The sequence below is a fragment of the Trueperaceae bacterium genome (assembly GCA_036381035.1).
In the GTDB taxonomy this organism is placed as follows: domain Bacteria; phylum Deinococcota; class Deinococci; order Deinococcales; family Trueperaceae; genus DASRWD01.
In genome coordinates this window covers 1-22,536 of the sequence record DASVDQ010000075.1, presented here as the reverse complement: position 1 = coordinate 22,536, position 22,536 = coordinate 1, and the positions used below count along the sequence as shown (strand labels likewise).

The 22,536-nt window shown below is 73.9% G+C and carries 20 protein-coding genes; 10 read left to right on the top strand and 10 right to left on the bottom strand.

Annotated features, from left to right (window positions below; genetic code table 11):
* The first annotated feature begins 325 nt into the window (after positions 1–325).
* From VF202_09060 to VF202_09050, 3 genes are all read left to right on the top strand, one after another.
* Positions 326–967 carry a dihydrofolate reductase family protein gene (locus VF202_09060; protein ID HEX7040248.1) on the top strand — a complete coding sequence of 214 codons (642 nt, stop codon included), beginning with the start codon at positions 326–328 and terminating at the stop codon, positions 965–967.
* Between the two features lie 185 nt (positions 968–1,152).
* Positions 1,153–2,178: an LLM class flavin-dependent oxidoreductase gene (locus VF202_09055; protein HEX7040247.1), complete on the top strand. Its 1,026-nt coding sequence runs from the start codon at positions 1,153–1,155 to the stop codon at positions 2,176–2,178.
* 32 nt (positions 2,179–2,210) lie between these two features.
* On the top strand, positions 2,211–2,597 hold the full coding sequence (locus VF202_09050) for a VOC family protein (GenBank protein HEX7040246.1): 387 nt from the start codon (positions 2,211–2,213) through the stop codon (positions 2,595–2,597).
* A 69-nt stretch (positions 2,598–2,666) separates the two neighbouring features.
* Here VF202_09050 and VF202_09045 read toward each other — a convergent pair whose 3' ends face one another.
* The 4 genes from VF202_09045 to VF202_09030 form a co-directional block, all read right to left on the bottom strand.
* Positions 2,667–3,959, bottom strand: coding sequence for an MFS transporter (locus VF202_09045; GenBank protein HEX7040245.1), 1,293 nt, complete (start codon positions 3,957–3,959; stop codon positions 2,667–2,669).
* On the bottom strand, positions 3,956–5,269 hold the full coding sequence (locus VF202_09040; GenBank protein ID HEX7040244.1) for a cytochrome c peroxidase: 1,314 nt from the start codon (positions 5,267–5,269) through the stop codon (positions 3,956–3,958). The genes VF202_09045 and VF202_09040 overlap by 4 nt, the downstream gene beginning before the upstream one ends.
* Positions 5,270–5,340: 71 nt before the next feature.
* Entirely contained in the window at positions 5,341–5,805 is a 465-nt protein-coding gene (locus VF202_09035) for a FixH family protein (protein ID HEX7040243.1), read from the bottom strand.
* A 94-nt stretch (positions 5,806–5,899) separates the two neighbouring features.
* Positions 5,900–7,135, bottom strand: a complete 1,236-nt coding sequence (locus VF202_09030) for a hypothetical protein (GenBank protein ID HEX7040242.1) — start codon at positions 7,133–7,135, stop codon at positions 5,900–5,902.
* 154 nt (positions 7,136–7,289) lie between these two features.
* Here VF202_09030 and VF202_09025 point away from each other — a divergent pair, with 154 nt between their 5' ends.
* A complete protein-coding gene (locus tag VF202_09025; GenBank protein ID HEX7040241.1) occupies positions 7,290–10,850 on the top strand; it encodes an AAA family ATPase in 3,561 nt (1,186 codons plus the stop codon).
* Between the two features lie 32 nt (positions 10,851–10,882).
* Here the strand turns inward: VF202_09025 and VF202_09020 are convergent, their stop codons facing one another.
* From VF202_09020 to VF202_09010, 3 genes are read right to left on the bottom strand one after another with little or no spacing between them, the layout of a single operon-like run.
* A complete protein-coding gene (locus VF202_09020; GenBank protein ID HEX7040240.1) occupies positions 10,883–11,617 on the bottom strand; it encodes a hypothetical protein in 735 nt (244 codons plus the stop codon).
* Between the two features lie 5 nt (positions 11,618–11,622).
* The gene (locus VF202_09015) at positions 11,623–12,273 is read right to left on the bottom strand and encodes a hypothetical protein (protein HEX7040239.1); all 651 of its coding nucleotides are present in this window, start codon (positions 12,271–12,273) and stop codon (positions 11,623–11,625) included.
* Positions 12,270–12,395, bottom strand: a complete 126-nt coding sequence (locus tag VF202_09010; GenBank protein HEX7040238.1) for a hypothetical protein — start codon at positions 12,393–12,395, stop codon at positions 12,270–12,272. Before VF202_09010 ends, VF202_09015 begins: the two co-directional genes overlap by 4 nt.
* Before the next feature lie 245 nt (positions 12,396–12,640).
* On the opposite strand from VF202_09010, the gene VF202_09005 reads away from it, so the two are divergent.
* Positions 12,641–12,862, top strand: a complete 222-nt coding sequence (locus tag VF202_09005) for a DUF2905 domain-containing protein (protein HEX7040237.1) — start codon at positions 12,641–12,643, stop codon at positions 12,860–12,862.
* Here the strand turns inward: VF202_09005 and VF202_09000 are convergent.
* Positions 12,859–13,917 carry a phosphotransferase gene (locus VF202_09000; GenBank protein ID HEX7040236.1) on the bottom strand — a complete coding sequence of 353 codons (1,059 nt, stop codon included), beginning with the start codon at positions 13,915–13,917 and terminating at the stop codon, positions 12,859–12,861. The genes VF202_09005 and VF202_09000 overlap by 4 nt on opposite strands.
* Before the next feature lie 29 nt (positions 13,918–13,946).
* Complete coding sequence (locus VF202_08995) at positions 13,947–16,013, bottom strand: IPT/TIG domain-containing protein (GenBank protein ID HEX7040235.1); 2,067 nt, start codon at positions 16,011–16,013, stop codon at positions 13,947–13,949.
* 375 nt (positions 16,014–16,388) lie between these two features.
* On the opposite strand from VF202_08995, the gene VF202_08990 reads away from it, so the two are divergent.
* Entirely contained in the window at positions 16,389–16,778 is a 390-nt protein-coding gene (locus VF202_08990; GenBank protein ID HEX7040234.1) for a hypothetical protein, read from the top strand.
* 45 nt (positions 16,779–16,823) lie between these two features.
* Here the strand turns inward: VF202_08990 and dapB are convergent, their stop codons facing one another.
* Positions 16,824–17,639: a 4-hydroxy-tetrahydrodipicolinate reductase gene (gene dapB, locus VF202_08985; GenBank protein ID HEX7040233.1), complete on the bottom strand. Its 816-nt coding sequence runs from the start codon at positions 17,637–17,639 to the stop codon at positions 16,824–16,826.
* Between the two features lie 249 nt (positions 17,640–17,888).
* On the opposite strand from dapB, the gene VF202_08980 reads away from it, so the two are divergent.
* The 4 genes from VF202_08980 to VF202_08965 form a co-directional block, all read left to right on the top strand.
* Complete coding sequence (locus VF202_08980) at positions 17,889–19,130, top strand: extracellular solute-binding protein (GenBank protein ID HEX7040232.1); 1,242 nt, start codon at positions 17,889–17,891, stop codon at positions 19,128–19,130.
* Between the two features lie 125 nt (positions 19,131–19,255).
* Positions 19,256–21,142, top strand: a complete 1,887-nt coding sequence (locus tag VF202_08975; protein ID HEX7040231.1) for a sugar ABC transporter permease — start codon at positions 19,256–19,258, stop codon at positions 21,140–21,142.
* Entirely contained in the window at positions 21,139–22,053 is a 915-nt protein-coding gene (locus tag VF202_08970; protein ID HEX7040230.1) for a carbohydrate ABC transporter permease, read from the top strand. The genes VF202_08975 and VF202_08970 overlap by 4 nt, the downstream gene beginning before the upstream one ends.
* Positions 22,054–22,104: 51 nt before the next feature.
* Positions 22,105–22,536 (top strand): glycoside hydrolase family 3 N-terminal domain-containing protein (locus VF202_08965; protein HEX7040229.1); only part of this gene is annotated, 432 nt, incomplete at its 3' end.

Sequence of the window (22,536 nt, the reverse complement as noted above, 5' to 3'; positions counted from 1 at the left end):
GCCCATCACGCGTCCCTCCGAGACGTCTCGTCACCGGCCGGAGGGCGGCGGCCCCGCTGGCTCGCTCCGGTCGGGGTCACGACGCCTGCCCAACTGGTGTTGCAGGTATCTCTGACGTGACAGCAATTGTTGCACAAACCGGCGGCGGGCGCCATGCCCACTCGCTGGGGACAGGCGGTCCTGGTCCTCGCGCCGGCCGCGGACGCGCTCGCAGTGGCATGCGCCGCCCCTCGGCACGACCTCCGGCGCGACCCACCCCAGCACCCCCGGGCCCGTCATCCTGCATCGTGTAGGGGCCGGCCCAGGGGCCAGCGAGGAGGACAGCATGGCGAGGTTGCGCTTCACCATCAGCATGTCGCTCGACGGCTACGTCGCTGGGCCCGACCAGCGGCCGGACCAGGCGCTGGGCCGCGGCGGGGAGAGCCTGCACGACTGGGTGGTGCGGCTGCGCTCGTGGCGGGAGATGCACGGCATGGAGGGCGGCGCCGAGGGCGTCGACGACGAGGTCGTGCGCGAGTCCACCGCGAACGTCGGCGCCACGATCATGGGCCGCAACATGTTCGGCGGCCACCCCGGACCGTGGGACGCCGAGAAGCCGTGGCGCGGCTGGTGGGGCGACAGGCCGCCCTTCAAGCACCAGGTGTTCGTCATCACCCACCACCCGCGGGAGCCGCTGCGCTTCGACAACGGCACCACGTTCAACTTCGTCACAGACGGCATCGATTGGGCCCTCGAGCAGGCGAAGCGCGCGGCGGGCGGGGGCGACGTCGCGCTGGGCGGCGGCGCCGACGTGGCGAACCAGTACCTGGCAGCCGGCCTCGTCGACGAGATGGAGCTGCACGTCGTGCCGATCCTGCTGGGCGGCGGCGCGCGCCTGCTCGACGACGTCGGCACCGACATGCACGGCCTGAGGCTCGTGCGGGCGGTCCAGGGCGAGGACGTGGTCCACCTCAGGTTCGCGCGCTAGGGGTCCATGACGGTGGGGGGAGGCCGAAGCATCACGATGCGTCGGCCGGTGGTGGGCGCCGCCTCGTCCAGGGGACGGACGACCTGGGCCGACGCGTGGACGTGTCGGACGCCGCCACCGCGCTCGAGGAGCTCGCCTAGCCCAGGAACGCCGCGCGCCGCCCGTCACATGCCAGACTCGGCCTGGTGACGAAGAAGATCGGGTTCCTCTCGTTCGGGCACTGGACGCCGTCGCCGCACTCGCACACGCGGTCGGCGGCGGACGCGCTGCAGCAGTCGATAGACCTGGCCGTGGCGGCCGAGGAGCTCGGCGCCGACGGCGCCTACTTCCGCGTGCACCACTTCGCGCGCCAGCTCGCCTCGCCGTTCCCGCTGCTGGCGGCGATCGGCGCCAGGACGAAGCGCATCGAGATCGGCACGGCCGTCATCGACATGCGCTACGAGAACCCGTTCTACATGGTCGAGGACGCCGGCGCCGCCGACCTCATCGCCGGCGGGCGCCTGCAGCTCGGCATCAGCCGGGGCTCGCCGGAGCAGGTCGTGGACGGGTGGCGGCACTTCGGCTACGCACCGCGCGAGGGCGAGGACGACGGGGCCATGGCCAGGCGGCACGCCCAGGTCTTCCTCGACCTGCTCGAGGGACGGGGCTTCGCGCAGCCGAACCCGCGCCCCATGTTCCCCAACCCGCCGGGCCTCCTGCGGCTCGAGCCGCACTCGGAGGGCCTGCGCCGGCGGATCTGGTGGGGCTCGGCGACGAACGCCACGGCCGCGTGGGCGGCCGGCCTGGGCATGAACCTGCAGAGCTCTACGCTGAAGTTCGACGAGTCCGGGCAGCCGCTGCACGTGCAGCAGTCCGAGCAGATCCGCGCGTTCCGCGAGGCGTGGCGCGAGGCCGGCCACCCGTGGGAGCCGCGGGTGTCGGTGAGCCGCAGCATCTTCCCGCTCGTCGACGACCGCGACTTCGCCTACTTCGGCCGGGAGCGTCACGACTCAGACAAGATCGGCTACATCGACGAGAACACGCGCGCCGTGTTCGGACGCAGCTACGCCGACGAGCCCGACGTCCTCGTCGAGCAGCTCCGTCAGGACACCGCGATCGCCGAGGCCGACACGCTGCTGCTCACGGTGCCGAACCAGCTCGGCGTCGACTACTGCGCCCACGTGATCGAGGCGGTGCTGAAGCACGTGGCGCCGGCCCTCGGCTGGAGGTGACGGGGCCGGCGACGCCGTCCTAGACTCCCGCCATGATCTCGTCAGGGCTCGTCAACCTCTACACGCGAGACATCGAGGCGGGCATCAGGTTCTACCGTGACCTGCTCGGCCTGCGCGAGACCTTCAGGACGCCGCGCGAGGGCACGCCCGAGCACGTCGAGTTCGCGGCCGGCGGCTTCACCGTGGGCCTCGGCACGGTGGAGGCCGCCAAGCGGGTGCACGGGGTGGACGGCACGCCGGGCGCGCCGGCCATGTCCGTCGTCTTCTGGACCGACGACGTGGACGCCGAGTTCGCGCGGCTCGTGGCGGCGGGCGTGCCGGCGCTGCAGGAGCCTCACGACACGGGCAACGACAACCGCAACGCGCTGGTCGAGGACCCCGACGGCAACCTCGTCGAGCTCGTCTCGAAGCGTAGATGAACCCGGGGCAAGGCCCCGTCGGCGCGCCACTCGCTGACTTCGCCGCGGCCTTGCCCGAGCGCTACTCCCTCACGCCGCCGCGGCCGCCGGCTCACGTGCTGCCGTGACCTGGCGCGCCACGGCGTAGAGGCCGACGAGGGCGCCGGCCGCTCCCGCCGCGAACCCCACCGAGGTCGCCGCCATGACGGCGCTGAGTCCGAAGTCGCCGAGCGGCCTCACGCCGTTGGCCAGCAGCGTGTTGAGGCTCATCACGCGTCCGCGGGCCTCGTCGGGGCTGAGGAGCTGCATCAGCGTCACGGCGGTGGTGCCGACGACGTTGCGCGCGGCGCCGTGGACGAGCAGGGCGGCCGCGCAGAGGAGCAGGGAGGAGCTCGAGGCGAACACGACCAGCGCCCCGGCCCAGACGGCCAGCGCGGTCAGGAACACCCGCGAGCGGCTGCCGCTGCCGAGAAGCGCCTGGACGCCCGAGGCCAGGACGGTGCCGGCCCCCACCGCGGAGAACAGCAGGCCCAGCTGCGCGCCGCCCGCGTCGAGCGCCTGCGCCGCGTAGAGCGGCAGGACCACCGAGGGCGAGGGACCGAGGAGCAGCAGCAGACCGTAGCCGGTGACGACGGAGCGCAGCCCGGCGTGCCCGGCCACGACGGCCAGGCCGGCGCCCACGGACCGCAGCAGCGGCTGGCGGCTCGCCGCCGCGGCGGGCGGGGCGTCGGTGCGCACGAGCGCCAGGCAGGCGAGCACGACGGCGAAGCCGACGGCGTTCACCGCGAAGTTGACGGTGAGGCCGAGCGTCGCGGACGTGAGCCCGGCGAGCGCCGGGCCCACCGTGCCGGCGGCGGTCATGACCAGCGCGTTCAGGGCGGTCGCGCGCGGCAGCTCGGCGCGTGGCACGAGGTGGGGGAGGAGCGCCGAGCGGGCCGGCTGGTCGAAGCTGGCCACCACGCCCGAGCAGAACGCCAGCGCGACCACGAGCGTCAGCGTCTCGGCGCCGGTGGCGGTGAGGACGGCCAGCGTGGCGGACAGGGCCAGGAGCAGCGACTGCGTGACGAGCAGCACGCGACGCTTGGGGAAGCGGTCGACGACGCTGCCGCCGATCAGCGAGAAGGCGATGAACGCCGCGGCCTGCGCGAGCGAGACGGCGCCGAGGGCGACGGGCGAGCCGCCGCTGAGCCTCAGCACCAGCAGCGACTGCCCGACGACCTGCATGAACGTGCCCACGCCGGAGACCGTCTGGCCGAGCCACACCAGGCGGTAGTCGCGGTGCCTGAGGACCGCCCAGGGGGCGGTGCGTGGACCGGCGGGGCGGGCCGCGCCCCGCGCGGCGAGGCCGTGCACGCGCCCGCTGGTCGGCGCGACGGCCCTCATCGGCCGTCTCCTTCCGCGGTCGAGGCGGGCGCCGCGTCCGCGGGCATGCCCTCCGGCGCCCGCAGCAGCTCCTCCGGTGTGGCCAGCGGCGCCGAGAGGGTGCGCAGGAAGGCCTCGAGCTGCGCGAGCTGCTCGTCGCTGAGGCCCAGCGGCGAGAGCTCGCTGTGCCCGGCCGGCGCGTGGGGCGCGTCGTTGTAGTGCCTGAGCACCTCGCCGAGGGTCGCGAACTGGCCGGCGTGCATGTAGGGGGCCGACTCGGCGACGTTGCGCAGCGACGGCGGCTTGAAGGCGCGCTCCAGCTCGTGACCCTCGGCCTTGAGGAAGCGCAGCTCCGTGCAGTCGCGCGGCTCGGCGTCGCTCCAGGGGCCCAGGCAGTTGAACTCGCTCTCCATGACCTGCCTGGCGCCGAGGGCGCGCCCGCTGTCCTCCGGCAGGTCGGGCCGGGACGGCACGCCCGTGTTGTGGAACTCGTTGTTCGTGAAGAGCGCCCCGTTGTGGCAGTTAGTGCAGCCGGCCCCGCCGATGAACAGGCGCAGCCCGGCGACCTCGTCGCCTGTGAGGAGCGTCGCCGCCGCCTCGGTGTCGCCGGCCGCCACCGCAGCCACGTAGCGGTCGAAGCGGGACTCGCCCGGCATGAGCAGGCGCTCGTAGGCGGCGATCGCCTTGCCCACGTTCACGAACACCCGGGTGACGTCCTCCTGCTGCTCGGGGCTCAGCGACTCCCAGTTCGCCCGCGCCACGGGGTCGTCCACGGGGCCGCCCGTGGCGGGCAGCCCGGAGAGGTCCGGCAGCGGGCCGAACACCGCCTCGTACTCGTCGGCGTACTGGTCGGCGATCAGGTGCGCGTACTGCAGGCGGCTGCCGCCGTGCTCGACCGCGCTCTCGAGCGGGCCCAGCGCCTGGCTCCACTGGCTGTCGGCGCGGCCGTCCCAGAAGAGCCAGGGGCTGTAGGCGGTGCCGACCACCGTCATCGTCTTGCGGCTCGTCGTGCCCACGCCCTCGCCGAGGGGCTTGCCGTCGGTGAAGTTGAGCTCGGCCAGGTGGCAGGTGGCGCAGGCCACCTGGCCGTTCGCGCTCAGGCGGGTGTCGAAGAAGAGGCGGTGCCCCAGGTCGGCGGCGCGCGGGTCGTCGCCGTAGGTGTTCGAGGGGTCCGGGGGGAGCGGCGGGAGGCTGCTCAGCGAGAGGCTCTCCAGCGTGGCGAGCTCGTCATCGCTCCAGGCGTCCCGCTGCGAGCAGGCCGCGAGGCTCACCGCCAGGGCGATCAGCGCGAGCACGGCGGCGGCGCCGAGGTGAAGGGTCCTGTGGCTCACGGTCCTGGTCTCATCTCGTCCGCGTTCTCCGGCGACGGGTCCCATGGCGCTCCTCTCGCGGCGCAGCGCGCTCAGTCGAGGACGAAGTTGAAGCGGACCTTGTCGGTGCCGGCGTCGGACTCGACGACGAAGTCCATGACCCACCAGCCGCCCATCTGGAACTTCACGCCCTCGACGAGGTACCTGCCGTCGCCGAGGTACTCGGTCACGACCGGCTGGGTCGGGAGGCCGTGGCCGTGCTGGGGCATGTCGCCGTCGACGCTCACGTTCGCGTGGTCGAGCGGCCGTCCGTCGGCGGTCGTGAGGGTGAGCGTCCAGGTGTGGATCTCGTTGACGGGGATCGGCGTCTCGGACGGCTCGTAGCTGACGACGTAGAGGCCGTTCTCGGTGGGGAGGGTCGTGGAGAGGTCGAGGTCGCTGGGGACGTAGCTCATCCACAGCCAGCCCGCGATCGCGAGGGTGACGAGGACGGCTCCGGCGACGATGCCGGCGGTGCGGAGGCGCTTGGCGATCTTGCCCATTCCCGTGTTGCTCATGACGATCTCCTCTTGTGCGGCCGTCGCGGCCGCTGGTCTCGGCGCTCCTTGCGGCGCCGAGGGTGAGGATTCCTCGGGGCCGTAACGCCACCGTCTAGCCAGCGTCATGCGGGCGTCGGTCCTTGGGGTCGTCGGGCTCATCCCCGTGGGGGACGGCGGTCTCGTCGGCCCGCAGCACCCTCGCGCGGCCTCGGCTACCCACGTGCAGGACCGCTGTCCCGTGGGACTGCGGCGTCTCGAGTTCGCGGCACCGGATCGCCACGACGTCGCCCTCCGTCGCCTCGACCAGCCCGTCCACCACCTCGCCGGCGCGCAGCAGCAGGGCGTCTGCCCAGGCGAGGGAGCGTACGGGGACGCCGTCGCGGCTGACGACGAGCAGGCGCCCGCCCTCGAGGCTCACGAGGCGTTGGCGCGGCCGGCCGGCGGTCGGGGGGTCGAGCAGGCGCAGCTTGGGCAGGGGGCCGGCGGCGCTGAGGCGGCGGGGCCGTGCGGCGCTGACATCGCTCGTCGCGACGGTCGCGTCGGGCGGGCGCTCCAGCTCGGCCGCGAGCCGCTCCCGGTAGCCGGCCAGCGACGGGTCGGCGCGGAGGTCCTCGAACGCCGACCTCGCCGCGCTCCCTCCCCCCGACGGCCCGACGGCGAAGGCCGCGAGCGGGAGCGACCTCCCGGGCAGCCTGTGCTCGAGCCGGTGCTCGCCCGCCCGCTCGAAGAGTGCGTCCACCACGGCCCGGTCGCCGGGGACGAGGAAGACCTCGTCGACGAGCCCCTCCCTCTCCACGCGGCCGGCCCCGGTGCCGACGAGCTTCAGGCGGGCGCCGGGCAGCCGCAGGCGGAACGCGCGGGAGTGCGCGGCGTTCGCGAGGTGGAGCCGGACGACCTCGCCGGCCGCGACGGCCGCCCGCCAGTCGCTGCCGCCGTTGACGAGCGCGACGCCGCCGGCCGCGCCGGCCGCGCGCCCGTGGGCGGGCGTGAGCTCGTCGAGCACCAGGAAGAGCTCCGCGTCGACGGGCGGCCAGTGGCCGGGGTCGCGAGGCGTCACGACGAGGAGCCCGTAGGGCGCCGCGATGGGCGCGCCCGGCTCGCTGGGGGCCGGGGCCCGGTAGAGGTACGTCCCCGGCAGGGCGCGCCTCGTCTCGAGGACGGTCTCCAGGCGGCCGTCGGTCGCCACGACCTTCACCACCACGTGCGAGCCCTCCTCGGGCCTCAGCACCGGGCCGGGCACCGCGCCTCCCACGCCGAGCGCCGGCACCTCGAGCCCGCCGACGAGCAGGCTCGCGGGGCCCACGGCGAGGACGAACTCCTCGCGCCGACACGTTGTCTCGCTATGCACCTCTCACGCTCCTCCGGCGGCCGGGCCGCCCTTGTCTGAGGCGAGCCTGCGCGGGGGCCGTAACGGCAGCGTCCAGGCAGCGTCGGGCGGGAGGGCGCCGCGCCCGGCGGACCGGACGGCGTGTAGGATGCGCCGACCTCTCCGCTCGCGCCCCGTGGGCGCCGGTGGGAGCGGGGCGATCGGGGACGGCGCGGTGGACGGCGAGGGAACGAGGCTGGAGATCCGGCTCCTGGGCGGTTTCGCGGTGGCGCGGGGCGGCGCGTCCGTGAACATCGGCTCGCGGGCCGCCCAGGCGCTGCTCGCCTACCTGGCGCTGACGGCGGGCGCGCGGCACAGGCGCGAGCGCCTCGCCGCCCTCCTGTGGCCCGACGCCAGCGACGAGAGCGCGCGCCAGAACCTGCGCAACGCTCTGTGGGCGCTGCGCAAGGCGCTGGGGGAGGAGCACTTCCTCGCCGACAAGATCAGCGTGGGGCTGGACCCCGGCTCCGGGTACCTCCTGGACGCGGCGGAGCTGGCGCGCGGCGGCGGCGTCGCGGAGCTGGAGGCGGCGGTAGCGGCCTACGGGGGCGAGCTGCTGCCCGGCTTCTACGAGGAGTGGGTGCTGCTAGAGCGCGAGCGCCTGCGCGCCGAGTTCGACGCGAGGATGGAGCGGCTGGTCGAGCTCCTGCTCGCCGAGGGACGAGCGCACGACGCCCTGCGCTGGGCCGAGCGCTGGGTCGCCCAGGGCCAGGCGCCCGAGCCGGCCTACCGGTCCCTGATGCTGGCGCGGCACGCCCTCGGCGACCAGGCCGGCGTGGCGAACGCCTACCGGCGGTGCGTGAAGGCGCTCGAGGAGGAGCTGGGCGTCGAGCCCTCGCCCGAGACGCGCTCGCTCTACGAGCGCCTGCTGCGCGAGCCGCCGGAGCCCAGGGCGGAGGGGCCGCCCGCCGCGCGCCCCGCGGCGCCAGCGGAGCCCGAGCAGGAGCCGGTGACCGTCCCCGAGGCGACGCCGGACGCGCTCCCCGCCTTCCTCGCCGCCGCCGCGGAGCGCGTGCAGCCGCTGCCCAGGGTCGTGGGCCGCGAGCCCGAGCTGGGCCGCCTGGCCGCCGCGCTCGACGACGCCGTCGCCGGGCGCGGGCGCGCGGTGTTCGTGACCGGCGAGGCCGGTCGCGGCAAGTCGAGCCTCCTCACCGAGTTCGCGCGCCGCGCGCCGGAGGAGCACCCGACCCTCGTCGTCCTGACGGGAAACTGCGACGCCTTCACCGGCGCGGGCGACCCGCTGCTGCCGTTCCGCGACGCGCTCGAGACCCTCACCGGCGACCTGGAGCCCCGCCTGCTGGCCGGCACGCTCGACCGCGCGCTCGCCGAGCGCCTGTGGCGGCTCATGCCGCGGGCGGTGGAGGCCGTCGCGCTGCACGGGCCCGAGCTCCTCGGCGGCTTCCTGAGGTGGGGCCCGCTGCTCTCGCGGGCGGCCCAGCGCGACCCGAGCGGACGCCTGCGGGCGGCGCTCGCCGAGGCCGCCCCGACGCCTAGCCTCGCCGACCAGGGCGCCCTCTTCGAGGCGTACACCAGGGTGCTGCGCGCCGTCGCGGCGGAGAGCCCCGTGGTCCTGCTGCTCGAGGACCTGCACTGGGCCGACGCGTCCTCCGTCGCCCTCCTCTTCCACCTCGCCAGGCGCCTCGCCGGCGCGCGGGTCCTCGTCGTCGGCTCGCTGCGCGCCGAGGAGCTTTCCCTCGAGGACGGCGGGGAGGCTCGCTCGCTCCCGCGCCTCGTGGCCGAGCTGGAGCGGGCCCAGGGCGCGGTGCGCGTGGACCTCGACGCCGGCGCGGCGGGCCGCGCGTTCGTCGACGAGCTCCTCGACAGCGAGCCGAACAGGCTGGGCGAGGAGTTCCGCGAGCGCCTGGCCCGCCTCACCGAGGGCCTGCCGCTGTTCGCCGTCGAGCTCCTCGCGGAGATGAGGGCGGCGGGCGGGCTGGTGCGCGACGGGACCGGGGCCTGGACCGCCGCCCCCGACATCACCTGGCACGCCCTGCCGGCGCGCGTCGAGGGCGTGATCCGCACGCGGCTCGAGCGGCTCGACCCCGACCTCGTCGAGGCGCTGCAGGTGGGCAGCGTCGAGGGCGCGACCTTCACGGCCGAGGTCGTGGCGCGCGTGCTCGGCGTCGACGCGCGGCAGCTCACGCGGCGCCTCAGCGGCGAGGCGGAACGGGCCCACCAGCTCCTCGAGGGCGTGGAGCTGGCGCGCGTGGGCGGCAGGCGGCTGGCGCGCTTCCGCTTCCGCCACGACCTGTTCCAGCGCTACCTCTACGGCGGCCTGACCGGGCTCGACCGCGCCGTGCTCCACGAGGAGGTCGGTACGGCGCTGGAGGAGCTGCACGCCGAGGAGACGGGAGCCGTCGCCGTCGAGCTGGCCAGGCACTTCGAGGAGGGCGGCCTGGGGGAGCGGGCCGCCCGCTACCTGCTCGCGGCCGGCCGGCAGGCCGCCGCCCTCTACGCCCACGCCGAGGCCGCAGCGCACCTGCGCCGCGCCCTCGACCTCCTCGCGGGAGCGCCGGCGTCGCCCGAGAACGAGCGCGTGCGCCTCGACGCGCTGCTGCTCCTCGGCTCGTCGCTCCAGGCGATGCACGGCTACTCGGTGCCCGAGGTGGCCGCGGCGTTCGAGCGGGCGCGGAGCGTGGCGGCCGGCCTGGGAGCGGCGCGTGAGGAGTTCGCCGCCGCGTGGAGCCTCTCCCTCTACCACTCGCAGCGGGCCGAGTACGGGCGGGCCGTCGAGCTGGGCGAGGAGCTGCTGGCGATCGGCCGGCGGGAGGGCGACGAGCGTCTCCTGCTCCAGGCGCACCACGCCGTCTGGTTCGCGGTCTTCTGCCTCGGCGACTTCGCGGCCGTCCTCGAGCACGCCGCGGCCGGCGCGGCGCTCTACCCGCTGGGCGCTGGCGAGGAGGAGAGCCTGCGGACGGGCAACCACGACGCCGGCGCCTGCGCCCACCTCTTCGCGGCGCGGTCGCTGTGGTACCTGGGACGTCCGGACGAGGCGCTCGCGGAGGGGGAGAGGGCGCTGGAGCTGGCCGCCGGGTTCAGCCGCCCTGACTCGCTGGCGCACGCCTACGCCCACGCGGCCGAGCTCTTCGTGCTGCGCGGCGACGGCGAGCGCGCCGGCGCGCTGGCCGCGCGATGCCGGGAGGTGGCGGCGGCGAACGGGCTCGGCTTCTGGGCCGCCTGGGCGGCGATCATGCGCGGCAGCGCCCTGGTGCTGCTCGGGAGCGTCGAGGAGGGCATCGCGGCGATGCGCCAGGGCCGGGCGGAGTACCCCGGCATCGGCGTCGCGGAGGAGCTGACCCTGTGGGCGCGCCTGGCCGAGGCGCACGCGGACCTGGGCCAGGCGGGCGAGGCCGAGGAGTGCCTGGCCGCGGCCTTCGCCGCCGCGGACCGCATGGCGGCCGAGGTCTGGCGGGCCGAGCTCCACAGGCTGCGCGGCAAGCTGGCGGCCCTGCGGGGCGAGGCCGCGGCGGAGTGGGCGCCGGCCTTCGACCTCGCCGCCGACGTCGCGAGCCGCCACGGCGCCAGGTCGCTCGAGCTGCGCGCCGCGACGTCGCGCCAGGAGGCGGCCCTGGCGGCGGGGGACGGCGAGCTGCGGCGCGAGGCGCGCGCGAAGCTGGCGGCCGTGCTCGGGACCTTCACCGAGGGCCACGACACCGCCGACCTCAGGCGCGCGCGGGAGCTGCTGGAGGGCGACTGAGCCGCAGGTGTCGCCGGCCGGAGCTGCCCGGCCTAGTCCCGAGAGAGGCCGGCCAGCAGGGCGCCCCTCACGTCGCTCGCCAGCGGCGCGCGGGCCTGCGGGTTCGACCACAGCGACGGCGGCGGGCCCTCCCGCGGTTCTGCGTCAAGGCGGGGAGCGCGGCGCACGACCACGGCGCTCAGGCGGGCCAGGCGCCTCAGGTACTCGCCCCTGTGCCGGAAGCCGAGCCGCAGCAGCGCCCCGGCGTCTGTGGTCTCCACGTCGCGGCGCACCTCGTCGAGGAGCGCCGCGAGCCCATCGGCATCGGGAGGGTCGCCCTCCACGCCGACGAGCAGCACGTTCGCGCGGTTCGGCACGGTCTGGCCGAGCTTGAGGGCCAGCACGCCGGCCAGGCGCCGGGCGTCGAGGGCGTCGTTCTCCGCGCCCCTCAGCCGCGTGACCTCGAGCATGACCTCCTCGCGCGTCGTGTACCTGACGGCGAAGTCCGGGCCCCTGGCGGAGCCGTTCGTCGTCGGCTCGTAGACGACGGTGAGACGCTTGTCCTGCACGAGCCCGTACGCCGCCGCGAGCTCGAGGAGGAGGTCGCGGGCGCTGGCCTCGTCCCTGGCGCCCCGCAGCTTCTTGCGCACCTTCGTGAGGTGCTCCCTGGCGAAGGACGCGAACCGTCGCGAGGCGAGCCAGCCCTCCAGGACGCCGGCCAGCTCGTGCGGCTCGTCGCCGAGGAGGCCCTCGAGCAGCGCCGCGCGCGACGACCCGGCCCGCGGCATCCCGCCTAGGACGGCCTCACCATCACGAGGTACTGCCAGAGGACGTTCCTGCCCTGGGCCGCGAGCCTCAGGCCCTGGCCCTCGGCGGCCCCGACGATCACCTCGGTGGGCCAGGCGAAGGCCCTGTACCGGCGGCCGAGGACGCGGAACGCCAGCCGCTGCAGCGCCGCGGCGGAGCGCGTGAGCACGTTCGAGCGCGGGAACGTCAGCAGCAGGGCGCGTCGCGCGAGGCGGGCGGCCACGGCGGTCAATGCCGGGCCCTCGGCGGAGCAGCACACCACGCGGTTCAGCACGACCACGTCCGCTGGGTCGACGCCCTCGGGGTCGGCGAGGAGGTCGTGCACGCGGAACGAGGTACGGCCGGCGAGGCCGAGGCGCTCGGCGAGCCGCGCCGCGTACGGCGCGTAGGCGCCGACGAGCTCGACGACCTCGCCGCTCGCCGCGCCGCGCTTCATGAGCTCGGCCGCGAAGGCGCCAACGCCCCCGCCTACGTCCAGGACGCGCGCGCCGTCGGCCGCGCTGGCCGGCATCGCCGCGAGCGCGCGGGACTCGATGTCCCCCAGGCCCTTGGCGAGGTAGTCCTCCATGTCGTGGCGGGCGTCTTCCGCCCCGAACATCTCCTCGCACGGCGCGGCGCGGCAGCAGCTGCAGCTCATGGCGCCTCCGGCCCCCAGGGGGACCGCCCCCCGGACGCGACGTGCTCGCGCGCCATCTCGCGCAGGCGCTCGTGGACCACGTCGCCGTCCGCAACCAGCTGCAGCGCTCGCGGCTCGGTCACGACCACCTCCCGTCGACCTGCGGGCGCGCCGTCCGACGGCGCACGAGGCCCGCGTGCCCGCGGGCGCCGTCAGCCGCGCCCGCGGCCCGTCGGTGCCGCCGAGGTTACACCAGCCGGCCCGCGAGCCGCAGGCGCATGGCCCTGGAGGCCGGCGCGGGAAACGCGGCCGCCCGCGCCGGTGCCGCCCCATGCCGGGGTAGCGCCGCAGGGTGCGCCACCCGGCCCCGCCTGCCATAACTTCAGGCATGGACACGCGCCAGCTAGGTCTCCTCATCGTCGCCGTCGGCGTCGTGGTCGTGATCGTGGGCGCGCTCGTGGCCGTAGGCGGCCTGTCGTGGTTCGGGCGCCTGCCCGGCGACATCCGCATCGAGTCGGGGCACACGCGCGTCTACGTGCCGCTCGTCTCCATGCTCATCGTCTCCGTGGTGCTCAGCCTCGTCCTGGCGATCCTCAGGCGCCTCTTCTAGCCGAAGAAGCGCTCGAGGATGGCCGGGGGCACCACGTCGGTCCCGGCCACGACGCGGTCCCGGAGGTCCTTCTCGACCGCCAGCACCGAGGGCGTCTTCTTCGCCTCCGGCATCTTCAGGCGTATGGCGGCGACGAGCTCCGCCTGCCTCAGCCGCAGGGCGAGGTCTATCGCCTTCGCACCGCCGGCAGGCAGGGGCGCCACCTCCAGGAACCCGCGCATGAACGGCGGCAGGAAGCGCTCGGCCGCGTCGGCCGCGGCGAGCCCGTCGCGGGCGAGGAGGCGAACGGCGTAGTACAGGGGCATGGCGAGGTCGAAGGCGTAAGAGCCGTAGCCGCAGTCGTCGAAGTCGATGGCCGTGAGCCTGTCCTCGTGGACGAGGAGGTTGCCGCTGTGGAGGTCGGCGTGCACGAGCCCGGCGTCGAGGCCGGCGCCGCCGGCCGCCAGGAGCGGCGCCGCCGCCTCGGCCAGCTCCCTCGCCGCCGCGGCGAAGGCCGGGTCCTCGCCCCCTAGCTCGGCGGCCCGCGAGGCGTAGCTGCGGTCCGCCAGCGCGTGGCGCCGCGGGCCGGGCGGGGTCCAGCCGCGCGAGTGCGCCTGGAGTCGCCCCAGCAGCCTGCCCCAGCGCTCGAGCAGGTCGTCGGTCCAGCGCGAGCTGTGGACCACGGACCCAGGCGCCCTCTCGAACGCCACCGCCACGTGCCCGCTGCCGGGGAGGCGCTCGACCCAGGCGCCGGTGACGGCGCACACGGGCTCGGCGACGCTCACGCCGGCCTCGAGGAGCGCGAGGAGCCAGTCGACCTCGGCCTGCACCAGCTCCGGCGTCCTGTGCGTGGGCGCGATGACCTTGAGGATGCGCGGGGCGCCGCGGATCTCGAACGCGTACACGTCGCTCTCGAACGCGCCGAGCGGCCGGAGGTCGCCCTCAGAGACGCCGTAGAGGCGCGCGGCCTCCGCGAGGTGCTCGGGCGGCGGTGCGGCCTCGGACGCCCGGGGCATCTCGGAGGAAGGCGCCCCGTCCGCTGTCGCGGGCGAGGCGCCGTGTACCGTCTTCGTCACCCGCCCTGTTTACCAGGACGGGCGGCGTCTCATGGTGTCTGTGTCTTGATCGGGTCGATATCTATGCCGCCGCCCCACGAGGTGGTGGTGGCGTCGACCGCGACGTACGACTCGAGGACCGCGACGTCGGTGACGTCGCCCCAGACGTTGTCCGTGGCGTCGATGACGTCGCCGACGTGGCTGAGCGAGGCGACCTGGGGCGCCGCCGCGAACTCCATGTCGAAGACGTTGTCGTGGAGCTCGGCGGTCAGCTGGACCTCCGTCAGGCCGCCCTGGAAGTCCAGGGCGTTCGTCCAAGCCGTGAACGTGTTGCCGGTGGCGGTGAGCTCGAGGGGATCGGGTCCGTAGGCCACGAACAGCCCCACCGTGCCGGGCGACTCGTCGACGTCGGTGAACGTGTTGCCGGTAAGCGTGACGTCGCCCGAGGCGTAGACACCGACCCCCGCGCCGACCATCTCCCGGTAGGCGATCGCGTTGTCGCTGACGGTGACGTTCGCCTCGTCGTCGACGTCGAGGACGAGGCCGGCATGCCAGAACACGCCGTCGTTCCGGGCGACCTCCTTGGTACCTTCGCCGAAGAACTCGAAGACGAGCTGGCCGGCGTACAGCGCGTCGCCCATGGTCAGCTCGTTGTCGACGAACGAGACGTCGGAGGGGCCGCCCAAGTCCGTCACGTAGAACGTGCCGAGCACGTCGAACACGTTGTCGGCGATGACCAGGTCGATGAGGAACCCGGGGCCGTCCGGCAGGAACAGCAGTACTCCCGGCTGCGCGTCGCCGCCTTCGATGTGTCCTACGCGCACGTCCTGGTTTCCAGTGAAGGTGATGTCGTTCGCGCCGAAGATGTCGAACGAGTTCACTTGGAGCTGCGAGTCGCCTCGGAGCAGCAGGTTGTCCGAGATGGTGATGGGGGCCACCAGGGTCGTGATGTACAGCACGCCGACCTCGTTCCCATCGGTGATGTCGGCGTCCATGGCTGCCAGCGAGCTGCCCGTGACGCTGACCGGCCCGCCGAAGAGCTGGGCGACCGACCCGAGGAAGGACGTCACCGCGCCCGTCACGGTGAGGTCGCCGTCGGCGACGCTGGCCTGCGTGTCCTGGAGGTCGAGGCCGCCGTCGGCGCCGAGGAGCATCTCGTGCCCGGCGCTTAGCTCGCTGTCACGCACCTCCAGGACGTTGCCGACGGCGACGAGGTGGATCGCGTCGAACTCGAGCGTCGACCGCTCGACGGTGATCCGGCCGCCGGCGTAGAAGAAGGCTCCGGTCTCCGGCCCGACGAGCTGCGAGTCGCGCACGGAGACGTCGAGGTTCATGCCGACCGCCTCCACCGCACCGACCGTTGCGACAGCGGTGGTCGACGCGTAGGCGAAGCGCTCGAAGGCGATGACGGGGTTCGGCTGCAGCTCGGCCGCCCCCGGCGCCTGTACGGAGAGGGCCGAGCGGAGCGCCGACCTGGCGTCGGCGGGCGCCTTGATAGGGGGCGGTGTGGGGAGGCCGGTCCCTCTGAACGAACCGAGCGTGTAGCCCAGGTCCGTGCCCTCGAAGGACAGGTCGGCGACGGTGACGTCGACGCCAGCGTCGGCCAGGACCCAGAGGGACTCGGCGAGCAGCGCCGTCTCGTCCTGGCCGCGGCCGTAGAGGTCGACGTTGTCGACGAACAGCTCGTCGGCGCCCAGGTCGAGCGTGCCGGCCGCGAGCAGCACGGAGGTGCCGGGTTCCTGGTCGAGTATGAAGTCCTGCAGCGCCGTGGCTTCCCCGCTGAAGGCGACGCCGACGAACAGGCCCTGCACGGTCGACTCACCGCCCTCGGTGGTGACGACGACTTCCTGCCACCCGCCGGGCGCGGCATCCGGCACGACGGCCTCGATCTCGTCGTCGGACCAGGTGATGACGGTCGCCTCGACGCCGCCGACGGTAAGCGTGCCCTCCTCGCCGAACTCCGTGCCGGTGACGACGATGGTCTCGCCGGCGGCGGCCACCTCCGGCGACACCGCGGTGGCTGCGGGAGGCTCGGGCGGCGGTGGGGTACTGGGGCCGGCGCAGGCCGCCAGGAGCGCGCCGCAGACCAGGGCTGCCAGTCGACGTGGGAAGCGCATGCGGAACCTCCGTGGAGCTCATGGGCGCGGTGCACCTCATGAGGTCTGGCTGAGACGTGAGACAGTACCAGTCGAGCGCGAGCGCCCTTATGGGATATCTCTCGCAGTGTCCGCAGTGCAGCGGGGATATCGGTGAGCGCCGGAGGCAGGTACGCGCATGGCGCAGCCTCAGTCCGAGCCGCGTGGTTCTCGGTACTCGACTGGTGCCCCTGGGCCCCGGCGGACCTCACGGCACCGGCAGTGGTCCTCTAGGTCCCGCCTACGGCGCTCTCGTCACGCGCCGCCAAGCACTTCGGTCAGTGCCGCTATGCCCTCGGCCCCGGTAGTGGCCTCCTCGACAGACGCCCTCTCATGGCCCCTGCCTAGACTGAGGCCGTGCGCATCACGCTTCGTAGCTCTCCCTCGCGGCGGCGGCTCTCGCCGCGCCTCGCCGTCGGCGCGGCCGCCCTGGCGCTGGTCCTGTGCGCCTGCTTCCCGACGGTCACCATCGAGACCGACGTGCCCTCGGGGGCCGTGGTGGCCCTGAGGCCCCAAAGCAGCGGCGTGATCCTGTTCGTGCGCGTGCCCGCCGACAGGCCCAGCGGGGGCATCGAGGTCGTGGAGGCGAGCGGCCGCACGTTCCGCGTGCCGCCGGGCCACTACCCGCCGCCCGGCCAGTGCCGGGTCTGGGACCCCGACCTCCCGCCTGGCCGGCAGTCGCCGCCCGGCCCCTGCGACGTCCTCGAGCGGCAGGTGCCTCCCGGGAGCTACCTGATCTACGGCTGAGGGGCCGCCTCGCGGCCGGGCCCCATGGGCGCCCGAGGGCCAGCGTCATGGTCCGGGCAGGTCGAGCACCGTGTCGAGGCCGCGGTGGAGGCCCACCAGCGTGTGCACCCTCCTGATGGCGATGAGGGCGCCTTCCACGTAGGGCTCGGCCGAGGAGCCGGCGTCGGCGCGGAGGCTCAGGCGCTGGTCCGGCAGCCCGAACACCACCTCGGTGCTGAGCGTGTAGCCGGGGAGGCGGACCGAGTGGACCTGCGCGCCGCCCATGGTGGCGCCACGTGCGGCGCGCTCGCCGACGGTCTCCTCCACGGGGACCTGGTGACGCGCTCGCACCGCCGCGCCGAGGCGGGCCGCCAGCTCGCGCGCGGTGCCGCTGGGGGCGTCCGGCTTGCCGGCGTGGGCGTAGTCGATGACCTCCCAGTGCGGGATCAGCCGGGCGGCCGCCTCGGCGAACCTCTGCAGCAGGACCACGGTGAGCGCGAAGTTGCCGGCCGCCAGCACGCCGCGCCCGGCGGCGCGGGCGGCCGCGTCGATCGCGGCGAAGTCGTCGTCGGTGAGGCCGGAGGTGCCCACCACCACGTGGGCGCCACCGCGCAGGGCCGCCAGGACGTTGGCCTTGGCGACGCCGGGCCGCGTGTACTCGACGAACACGTCGCAGGCCGCGTCAGCGAGCGCCTCCGCCGCGGAGGCATAGACGGGCGTGGCGATGGCCGGTTCGTCGAGGGCCGCTCCCAGAGGGCGCCCGGCGTGCGTGCGCGAGACCGCGGCGACGAGCTCCATGTCGTCCTGGCGGGCCACGGCTCGAGCCAGCGCCGAACCGGCCCAGCCCGTCGCTCCGGCGAGGCAGACCTTGATGCGTGGCATGGCAGCGAGCCTAGCCGTTCGGGCGACGCGCCGCGCATAGCGAGTGCCGGTGTGGGGCGCATGGCTGTGAGCGTCATGGCGGCCGCCCTTGACACCCGACCGCCTCGCCCCTACACTGCCCGCACGAAGTTAGTAAGATTTATTTACTTTCCGCAGGAGGTGAGGCTGACCGCTTAGCCGACGTGGAAGCCAGGCCGTCCCCGGCCGAGTGGGGGTGCGGCCGCGTCCTGTACCTTCATGGAGGTACGCATGAGGCATACGCTCACGAGGGTCCTGATCGCGCTGGCGCTGTGCGCTCTCGCGGCCACGGCCGCCGCCCAGAGGACCCTCGAGATCTACATCACCGGGCTGACCGAGGACACGCTGAACTGGTTCAGGGACGTGGCGTTCCCGCGCTTCCAGCAGGACCACCCCGACGTCCAGTTGGAGATCCTCACCGGCGGCTGGGGCGACTTCGACGCCGCCGTGGCCGGCTGGATCACCACCGGCGACGGGCCGGACATCGTCTACCTCGGCTCCGAGTACGCCGCGGCGTACGGCCCGCTGCTCTCTGACCTCGACCCCTACCTCGCCGACTGGGAGGAGCTCGACGCGTTCCTGCCCGCGGCCCTCGACGTGGCCACCTACGACGGCCACCTCGTCGGCCTGCCGCTCTTGATGAGCCCGCGGCCGATGTTCTTCCGCACCGACCTCGCCGCCGACCCGGCCTCGATCCCGCCGCTGACGTTCGACGACGCCCTCGAGTTCGTGCGCTCCAACTCGGCGGTCGAGAACAACGCGATGACGAAGATGGGCTTCATGGACATCGGCTCGAGCCTGTTCGACGCCCAGGAGTTCATCGCCTACATCTGGAGCGCCGGCGGCGAGCTGTACCACGAGGACGGCACCAGCGCGTTCGACAGCGAGGAGACCGCCCAGGCGCTGCGGTTCATGTACGAGCGCCGCCGCGCCGTGATGCCCACCGAGACCACGGCCGGACTACCGCCCATCGAGGGCTGGCCGATCGCCTCCGGCATGGTCGTGAGCGGCATCTTCCCCATGTGGAACATGCCCCCCACCAGCGACCCGCTGTGGCAGAACATCGCCATCGGCCCGTACCCGGCCGGCCCCAACGGACAGCCCCTCATCCAGGTCTACACCGACTGGCTCTCGGTCCCCGCCTACGTGGAGGACCCCGAGCTGGCCACCGAGTTCCTGAAGTTCATCACCAGCCGCGAGAACGCGATCGCGCTCAGCCAGGTCGCCGGCTTCACGCCCACGCGCCAGGACGCCTGGGAGGAGCTCCGCGCCGACCCGGTGTGGGCCAAGATGCTCGACATGGCCGTCGAGTACGGCCGCGCCTTCTCCGACATCAGGGCCAGCGCCGAGCTGCGCCCGCTGATCGTCGAGCAGGTCATGCTCTACCTCACGGACCAGCAGAGCCTCGAGGACACGCAGACGTTCCTCAAGGAGGAGTACGACGCGATCCTAGAGGACAACGGCTACCTCTGAGCCGCGTCGCCGCCGCCCGGGGCGGGCTCCCTTCGCCCCGCCCCGGGCGGCCAGTGCCGTCCGGGGCTAGCGCGGCTACCCGGGGGTCACGACACTAGTATCTGACCGAAGGAAGGTTCGGGCCGATGGACCCCAGCGTCGCGGCGCGGCTGCACAACCTGTTCTGGTCGCTCGGCACGGTCGCGTTCATCGTCGTGGGCTCGTGGCTGGTGGGCCTGCTCGCGCGCGCCGTCGCCAGGGCCAGGGGAGGGACGCCGCTCACTCAGAGGCGCGCGTTCTGGGGCTTCGCGCTGGCCTCGCCCTGGATACTCGGCTTCGTGATCTTCGTCCTGGGGCCGTCCCTGGCCTCGCTCTACTACAGCCTCACCGACTACAAGCTCGGCCGCGCGCCCGAGTGGGTGGGGCTCGAGAACTACCGCACCCTGCTCGGCGGCCTGGGCGCGCACGGCCGGCGGTTCATGCAGGCGATGTACAACTCCTTCTACTACGCGGTCGTCGGCGTGCCGCTCCAGATCGCCACCGCGCTCGGCATGGCGCTGCTGCTGGCGCGGCCGCTGCCCGGGGTGGGCTTCTTCCGGCTCGTCTTCTACCTGCCCGTGATCCTCGCCGGCGGTCCGGCGATCCTCCTGGCGTGGCGGTACATGCTCGCCTCGAACGGCGGCTTCGTGAACGTCACGCTGCAGGGGCTCGCGGCCTCTTTCGCCCCGCTCGACTGGCTCTACCGCGCCTTCATCTTCGTCGTGGAGGGGCTCAACGCCTTCTACGCGGGCATCGCGCGCCAGGACCCCGTGGGTCCGCTCATGTACCTGCTGCCTGCCCTCGCCGGGCTGATCGTCTGCGCGCTGCTCTTGGCCGTGCGCGACGCCGAGCGTCGGCGGAGCGTCGCCAGGACAACGCTCGAGGTCGTCGGAGGTCTCCTGGCCATCGCGCTGGCGCGGGCGGCGATCGTCAGCGAGTCGCCCTTCGACCTCGCCCTGCTGGGCGTGGGGTCGGTCGTGGGCGCGCTGTCCCTCGTGATGCGCCGGCGGGCGGAGGGCGAGAGTGCGATCGCGGGCAGCCGCCCGGCCGCCGTCGTGGCCGTCGCAGTGACCGGGGCACCCCCTCTCGTGACGAGCCGAGGCGCGAGCGGCGCGCTCGCCAGGCGCGCGCTCGCGATCGCCGGCGCCGCTGTGGCCGTGGCCGCGCTGGTCCGCACGGTGCCCGGCCAGCTCGACGGCGGGCGCCTCGGCACCCTGTGGCGGCTCGTGACGCTGCGCTCGTCGCTGCGCGACCCCTCGTCGCTCGAGTACCTGCAGGAGGGCTTCGCCGCCCACGCCCCGTCGCCGCTGTGGCTGCTGGCGCTGCTCGTCGCGATCGCCGCGCTCGTCGCCTCCGGCCGGCTCACCGCTCGGGCCCGGCGCGTCTTGCTCGGCGCCGGCGCCGCCCTGTGCGGCCTGCTGGCGCTCGGCGCGCTCCTCGACGGCGTGCACTACTTCAGGCAGTTCGACGTGCTGGCGGCGGCCAGCGGCCAGCCGGTCCACCACTTCGCCCTCTTCCGCCAGGTGACGGCGGGCTTCCCCGACTCGCAGCGCGTGCCGCTGTGGCTCTCGAACGAGCTGTGGTCGAAGCCGTCCCTCGTGCTGATAACGATGTGGAGCAGCGGCGCCGGGATGCTGATCTTCCTCGCAGCGCTGAAGGGCGTGCCGCGCGTGATGTACGAGGCGGCCGAGGTGGACGGCGCCAGCCCCTGGCAGCGCTTCTGGCGCATCACGCTGCCGCTGATCTCGCCGGCGATGTTCTACAACGTCGTCATCGGCATGATCGCCGCGCTGCAGACGTTCGAGGCGGTCTACATCATCCAGAACACGCAGACCGAGCAGAGCCTCGCCTCGGCGGCGTACTTCCTGTTCGTGCGCACGTTCAGGCAGCTCGAGATCGGCCAGGGCGCCGCCGCGTCGTGGATCCTCGCCGTCATCATCGTGATCCTCACCGTGGCCCAGTTCCGCTACTCGAGGTGGGTGCACTACGCGTGAACGGCTCCGTACTCAGCCTTCCCCGGGAGCGCGTGACCAGCCGCCGGCGCGGCGTCGGCGCGCGGGCGCGGCGGCTCCTCGGCACCAGGCTCGGCCAGCTCGCCGCCTACCTGGTGCTCCTCGGCGCCTCCCTGTTCTTCCTCTTCCCGGTCGCGTGGATGGCCGGCACGTCGCTGAAGACGATCGAGGAGGTGCAGCGGCCGCAGCTCAGCCTGCTGCCCGCCGAGCCGCAGTGGGGCAACTACGCCAAGCTGATCGCCGAGCAGGGCTTCTTCCGCGCCTACGGCAACAGCCTGTTCACGGTGACGATGGTCCTGCTCGGGACCGTGTCGAGCATCGCCGTCGTGGCCTTCGCCTTCAGCCGCCTGCGGTGGCCGGGCAGGAACGTCGTGTTCGCCCTGATGATGGGCACCCTCATGCTGCCGGCGCAGGCCACGCTGGTGCCGCAGTACGTGATGTTCTACGAGCTCGGCTGGCTGCGCACCTTCAACCCCATCACGCTGCCGGGCTTCTTCGCCGGCGGCGCCGCCCTGGTGTTCCTGCTGCGGCAGTTCATGCTCACGCTGCCGCGCGAGCTCGACGAGGCCGCCGAGATGGACGGCGCGAACCCCCTGCAGCTCTTCTGGTACGTGATACTGCCGCTCTCGCGTCCCGCCGTGGCGACGGTGACGGTGTTCCTGTTCGTGGGCCAGTGGAACAACCTGGTGCAGCCGCTCCTCTACCTCCAGCGCGCCGAGCTGTTCACCATGCCCATCTACGTGGCGCAGAAGCACAACCTGCAGGAGTCGCCCATCCCGTGGCAGGACATCATGGCCGCCAGCGTCCTGTTCGTGATCCCCGTGATCGTCGTGTTCATCCTCACGCAGCGCTACTTCGTCGAGGGCATCTCGATGACGGGCTCGAAGGGGTGAGGGAGTGACGCCGACGACGGCTACCGCGGGCGCCGGCGAGGGGCGTGAGCCGTGACCGAGCCCTCCCACTGCCTCGTCAGCTTCCGCGGCCTCGAGGCGCCCGCCTGGGTCCTCGAGGCCCTCCGCGACGGACGCGTGCCGGGCGTGTGCCTCTTCGCCTTCAACTTCCGCGACCTGGGCCAGTTCCAGGCGCTCACGGCGTCGCTGCACGAGGCCGCTCGCGAGGGCGGCCAGCCGCCGCCGCTGGTGGCCATCGACCAGGAGGGCGGCCAGCTCATGGCCGTGGGGGGCGGCGCCACCGAGCTGCCGGGGAACATGGCGTTGGGCGCGACCCGCTCGCCCGCGCTGGCGCGCACCGCCGGGCGCATACTCGGCGCGGAGCTCGCGGCCCTCGGCGTGAACGTGAACCTCGCGCCGGTGCTCGACCTCGCCACTCGTCCCGCGAACCCCGTCGTCGGCCTGCGGTCCTTCGGCGACGACCCC

Bases quoted from the DNA above. Each gene is read 5' to 3' on its own strand.
- VF202_08975 (HEX7040231.1), top strand. From the start codon at position 19,256: ATGGACCCCAGCGTCGCGGCGCGGCTGCACAACCTGTTCTGGTCGCTC.
- VF202_08980 (HEX7040232.1), top strand. From the start codon at position 17,889: ATGAGGCATACGCTCACGAGGGTCCTGATCGCGCTGGCGCTGTGCGCT.
- VF202_09015 (HEX7040239.1), bottom strand. From the start codon at position 12,273: ATGAGCTGCAGCTGCTGCCGCGCCGCGCCGTGCGAGGAGATGTTCGGG.
- VF202_09045 (HEX7040245.1), bottom strand. From the start codon at position 3,959: ATGAGGGCCGTCGCGCCGACCAGCGGGCGCGTGCACGGCCTCGCCGCG.
- VF202_09005 (HEX7040237.1), top strand. From the start codon at position 12,641: ATGGACACGCGCCAGCTAGGTCTCCTCATCGTCGCCGTCGGCGTCGTG.
- dapB (HEX7040233.1), bottom strand. From the start codon at position 17,639: ATGCCACGCATCAAGGTCTGCCTCGCCGGAGCGACGGGCTGGGCCGGT.
- VF202_08995 (HEX7040235.1), bottom strand. From the start codon at position 16,013: ATGCGCTTCCCACGTCGACTGGCAGCCCTGGTCTGCGGCGCGCTCCTG.
- VF202_09050 (HEX7040246.1), top strand. From the start codon at position 2,211: ATGATCTCGTCAGGGCTCGTCAACCTCTACACGCGAGACATCGAGGCG.
- VF202_09035 (HEX7040243.1), bottom strand. From the start codon at position 5,805: ATGAGCAACACGGGAATGGGCAAGATCGCCAAGCGCCTCCGCACCGCC.
- VF202_09060 (HEX7040248.1), top strand. From the start codon at position 326: ATGGCGAGGTTGCGCTTCACCATCAGCATGTCGCTCGACGGCTACGTC.
- VF202_09020 (HEX7040240.1), bottom strand. From the start codon at position 11,617: ATGCCGCGGGCCGGGTCGTCGCGCGCGGCGCTGCTCGAGGGCCTCCTC.